This is a genomic window from Runella sp. CRIBMP, from assembly GCF_009905605.1.
GTDB lineage: Bacteria > Bacteroidota > Bacteroidia > Cytophagales > Spirosomataceae > Runella.
On sequence record NZ_JAAAKZ010000057.1, the window covers coordinates 1 to 557 of the forward strand.

The following is a 557-nucleotide window of genomic DNA, read 5'->3' on the forward strand; positions in this document are numbered from 1 at the left end:
GCGGCTACACTCACGCTGAGTGGCGGCACTGCCAAAAACGAAGGATCCGCAGGTACGACCAGTTACACTTTCACGGCGACGCTGAGTGCGGCGGTACAGGGAGGTTTTGGTTCTCCTTACACGACTACCAACGGCACCGCTTCTACGGCCGATAACGATTATACCGATAACGACGGTAGTCTGAGTTTTACGGGAACATCGGGAGAACAAAAAACGATTACAGTGTTGGTGAACGGGGATAACAAAGTGGAATTGGATGAAACGTTCACGGTGGCCTTGGGGACCCTGACGGGTCTGACGCCAGTGCAGCTGGCGGCGATTACGATGGCGGGCAGTCCACAGACGGGTACCATAACGAACGACGATGCTGCCACGGTGGCTTTGGTTGGCAACATCAGTGAGTTGGAATCAACAACGCCCCAGGTGTTCAGTGTATCATTGAGTAATCCAGTGGATGTAGCAGTGACGGTAAACTTCTCCACCACAGATGGCACCGCCACCACGGCCGATAATGATTACACCGGCATCACCAACCAAGTAGTAACCTTTGCTGCGGG

At 54.0% G+C, this 557-nt stretch carries 1 protein-coding gene; it reads left to right on the forward strand.

Features of this window, described 5'->3' with window-relative positions:
- The coding region (locus GVN20_RS29525) for a Calx-beta domain-containing protein (RefSeq protein WP_206023404.1) at positions 1–557 on the forward strand (557 nt) is incomplete at both ends.